The sequence below is a fragment of the Pseudomonas sp. PICF6 genome, from assembly GCF_009831705.1.
Classification (GTDB): Bacteria; Pseudomonadota; Gammaproteobacteria; order Pseudomonadales; family Pseudomonadaceae; genus Aquipseudomonas; species Aquipseudomonas rhizophila.
The window spans coordinates 159,531-163,528 of the sequence record NZ_WUUD01000002.1 but is presented as its reverse complement, the minus strand read 5'-3'; the positions used below and the strand labels follow the sequence as shown (position 1 = coordinate 163,528).

Genomic DNA, 3,998 nt, shown 5'->3' with positions numbered 1-3,998 from the left:
ACCGCATAGCCGCCTTCCATCACGAACAGGGTCGGTTTGCCGAGCGTGGCGATGCGCTTGCCCATCGCCAGGTAATCCGGGCTGTCGAGCTTGAACTGCGAGATCGGGTCGTCCTTGAAGGTGTCCACGCCCAGGGACACGACGATGACATCGGCGTCGTAGCCTTGGATTTGCCCGCAGGCCTGCTCCAGCGCGACGCTCCAGGTGTCCCAACCTGAGCCGGCCGGCAAAGGGTAGTTGAAGTTGAAGCCTTCACCGGCGCCTTCACCGTACTCGTCGGCGTAGCCAAGGAAGAATGGAAACTCGGCTTCCGGGTGGCCGTGGATCGAAGCGAACAGCACGTCGCTGCGCTCGTAGAAAATCGACTGGGTGCCGTTGCCATGGTGGTAATCGACATCGAGGATCGCGACCTTCTTATGGCCCTGGTCGAGAAACGCCTGGGCGGCGATGGCGGCGTTGTTGAGGTAGCAATAACCGCCCATCAAGTCGCCGGCGGCGTGGTGCCCCGGCGGGCGGCACAGCGCGAAGGCACTGCGAGCGCCGCGCTGGATCTCGGCCTGGGCGGTGAGGGCGACCTGGGCGGCGCTGTAGGCTGCCTGCCAAGTGCCAGCGGTAATCGGCGCGCCGGCGTCGAAACTGTAATAACCCAACTGGCCGTGCAGGCTCGTGGGTATGACCGTGCGAAAGGTCCGCGCCGGCCAGGTGAAGGGCAACAAATCGCCCTCGCGGTTGTACTTGGCCCAGCGGTCCCAAGCACCTTTGAAAAATTCCAGATACGCCGCGCTGTGGATGCGCTGGATCGGCCCCAGACCAAAATCCTGCGGCGCCTCCACTGGCCCCAGCCCCTGCGTCTTGACCCGCTCCAACACATGATCGGCCCGGGACGGCATCTCGAAGCAGGGCATCAATTGCCCGTCCATCAACTCGCAACGCCCGTGGTGCAGGTGGTGATCGTCTGAATAGATCGTCAGCATTTTTTTGTTCTCCGCAAGGCTGGTCGGTTTGAACACAGTCTTGCGGTGTGCGGCGTTTCAGAGAACGGCAGGAGAGGCCAAAAGGGGATCGAAATGGCCAAAAGGTTTGACCGTAAATCGCCCCTTGGTGGCGCGGGTGTGCGCGGGGTTGGGGCATGGAACCCCTGTGGGAGCGAGCTTGCTCGCGATGGCGGCGGCACATTGCAGCCTGGTCTAACGGATGTAAGAGGTCCGTGGCGAGGGAGCTTGCTCCCGCTCGGCGGCGCAGCCGTCGTAGACCGGTTGTTGCGGTCTGCCTGGCGTCAGCCTTTAGGACGCCGGATGTGTCTGAGCGGACGCCATCGCGGGCAAGCCTTGCTCCCACAGGGTTAGGTGTTGTGCGTGAAAGCGGCGATTAACGAAAGCTCAGGACCTGAACTGACTCGGCGCCACCCCACTCCAGCGCACAAAGGCATGTCGAAAACTGGCGGTTTCGCTGAAGCCGAGCATTTCGGCAATCTGATAGATCGGCAATTTATCCTCGCACAGCATCTGCTTGGCCCGTTCGAAGCGCAGTTCGTCGAGCAGTTCTTGATAGCTGCAGCCCATATTTTTGAGGTGACGACGCAAGGTGCGCGACGAGCAGTTCATTTGTTCTGCCAAGCCTTCCAGGCCAGGAGCGGCGTTCAATTGTGCACTGAGCAGTTGGCGAATCCGCCCCAGCCAGGCCTGGCGACCGGTGAACTCGGTGTTCTGCCGACGGCAGCGTTCGGCCATGGCGTGGTGGGTGATGGGGTCGGCCAGGGGCAGCGGTTGTTCCAGCCAGTGACGGTCGAAGGCGAACGCGTTATCGATGCTGTCGAAACGCACCGGGCAGTCGAAAAGCGCTGCGTAGCGCGCCTGGTAATCGGGCGCCGAATGTTCGAAGCGCGCCGCGCGCAGGGGCAGCGTCTGGCCGAGCAGGTCGTTGCAGATGACTTTGAGCGAAACCATGCAGAACTCGGCGTTGAACACCGCCAGGGCCGGGTTCTCCCGATAATCGCTGGCGCTGAGCCAGACCGTTTCATGGCCTTCTTCCAGATGCAGGTCGAAGAGTGTTCCCAATAGCGCCGGATAGCGCAGCGCCAAACGCAAAGCGTCACCCAAAGTGGCACTGCTGAGCAGGGCATACCCGAGCATCCCGTAGGACGACACGTGCATGCGCAAGCCCAGTTCCAGGCCGATGTCGCGCTTGAGGGCCACGGCATTGGCGCAGACCTGCATCTCCTGATTGGTGGTGATGCGCGTGTCGGCCCGGCTCAGATCCGCCGCGCTGATGCCGCTGCCGGTCAGCAATGCATCACTGGGCAGGCCTTCGTGCTTGAAGGTATTGAGTACCAGGGAGACGGCGTTGAGTGTGGTCAGGTGGGAGTGAAGCATGTTCGTTTCCGGCCGGAGGAGGCTGGAAATGGAGCAAGTTGTGTGCCGGGCGGTTTTTCAGCATGAACCACAGCGGCAAAGGAATTTATCTGTGGCGAGGGGATTTATCCCCGTTGGGCCGCGCAGCGGCCCCCCTGAGTTCTATCTGATAAAGCGCGGCGTTGAGGCAGTGGGGGCGCTCCGCACCCCAGCGGGGATAAATCCCCTCGCCACAAGTTGATGCCCGGCTTGAATTAGGTGAGTTCGCCACACAGATCCAGCTCAACCAGCCGGCGAACCTCATCCACCGGCAGCCCGGCGCCGATCAACGCCTGCAACTTGCCGAGCGCGGCTTCGCGGGTCATGCCGCCGCCGGACAGCACGCCAGCGCCCCGCAAACGGCTGCCGGCCTCGTATATATCCAGCTCGACGCCACCTTCATGGCATTGAGTCACGGCCACGACCACCACGCCGCTGTCCCGCGCCCGCTCGAGGCTGGCGAGGAAGGCCGGGTTGTCGCTCGGGCCGGTGCCGCTGCCGTAGCATTCCAGCACCAGGCCCTGGATGCCGCTGCCCAGCAGGCCATCGAGAATTTCGGCGCTGATGCCGGGAAACAGCGGCAGCGCCGCGACGTTCGCCAGTTGCTTGGGCTGGTCGTAATTGAGCTGTGCCGGCAGCGAGGTTGCCTTGATGCCACCGCCCTGACGCTCCAGGCGTTTGAACGGATGGCGACCGAAGCTGCGCACCTTGGCGCAACGGGTCGGGGCCAATAGCTCGCCGTGGAAATACAGATGCACACCCGGCGCCAGCCCCTGGCCGAGGGCGACCAGCGCGCCACTGAGGTTTTCCCAGGCATCGCTGTCGGTCACGCCGGCGGGCAACATGGAGCCGGTGAAACACACCCGCGCATGCAGGCCGAGTAACTGGAAGCTCATGGCGGCCGCGCTGTAGGCCAGCGTATCGGTGCCGTGCAGGATCAATACGCTGTCGCAGCCCTGTACATCCACGGCGTCGACCACTGCTTCGCGCAGTTGCTGCCAGTAGGCCGGGGTCATGTTGGCGCTGTCGATCAGCGGCGACATTTCCCGGAAACGCCATTGCGGGATGACGAGTTCGGGTTGGCTGTGCAGGTAATCGCGCATCCGTGCTTCGAAACCGGATGCCGGGGCCAGGCCATGGGCGCTGGCCTGCATGCCGATGGTGCCACCGGTGTAGAGCACCATGACGTGCTGGGCGGCAGGGTAGGTCGAGAAATTCATGGGTGTTCTCCGAGGACGAAAGCGACAGCTCATCGGGCTGTCACAACATAAGGTCGAGCATGACGCCGACCTTACGCTGTGTCACGCCGGGCGCAGAGGGTGCGCCCGGTTTTTCCAACAGCCTACCGATCAGCGTTGCGCGGCGGCCACGCCTGCCGAAGCCTTTCCAGGCGCGGCTACCGGTGCCGAAGGGTTGGCTGGCCAGGCCTTGCGGTCCAGATCCAGGTCCGGGAACTTGCTTGAATCGAAAACCGGAACCTTGATGCCGGCCGAACGCTGGTCATCGTAGTCACGCAGGATGCGCATGCCGACCTTGAACAGCAGGAACAACGCGATCAGGTTCACGAACGCCAGCAGGGTCATGGTGATGTCGGCGAAGGCGAACACG

The 3,998-nt window shown here is 63.1% G+C and carries 4 protein-coding genes; all 4 read right to left on the bottom strand.

All coding sequences use genetic code 11. The features are described from left to right. On the bottom strand, positions 1-974 hold a 974-nt coding region (locus GSM73_RS01810), incomplete at its 3' end, for a histone deacetylase family protein (protein ID WP_160891504.1). A gap of 405 nt (positions 975-1,379) precedes the next feature. Continuing rightward, positions 1,380-2,372 (bottom strand): AraC family transcriptional regulator, encoded by a 993-nt coding sequence (locus GSM73_RS01805; RefSeq protein ID WP_047226713.1) that lies wholly within the window; start codon positions 2,370-2,372, stop codon positions 1,380-1,382. A 233-nt stretch (positions 2,373-2,605) separates the two neighbouring features. Then, a complete protein-coding gene (locus tag GSM73_RS01800) occupies positions 2,606-3,610 on the bottom strand; it encodes an asparaginase (protein WP_047226714.1) in 1,005 nt (334 codons plus the stop codon). A gap of 129 nt (positions 3,611-3,739) precedes the next feature. After that, a partial coding sequence (locus tag GSM73_RS26680) for an alanine:cation symporter family protein (RefSeq protein WP_256676645.1) occupies positions 3,740-3,998 on the bottom strand: 259 nt, incomplete at its 5' end.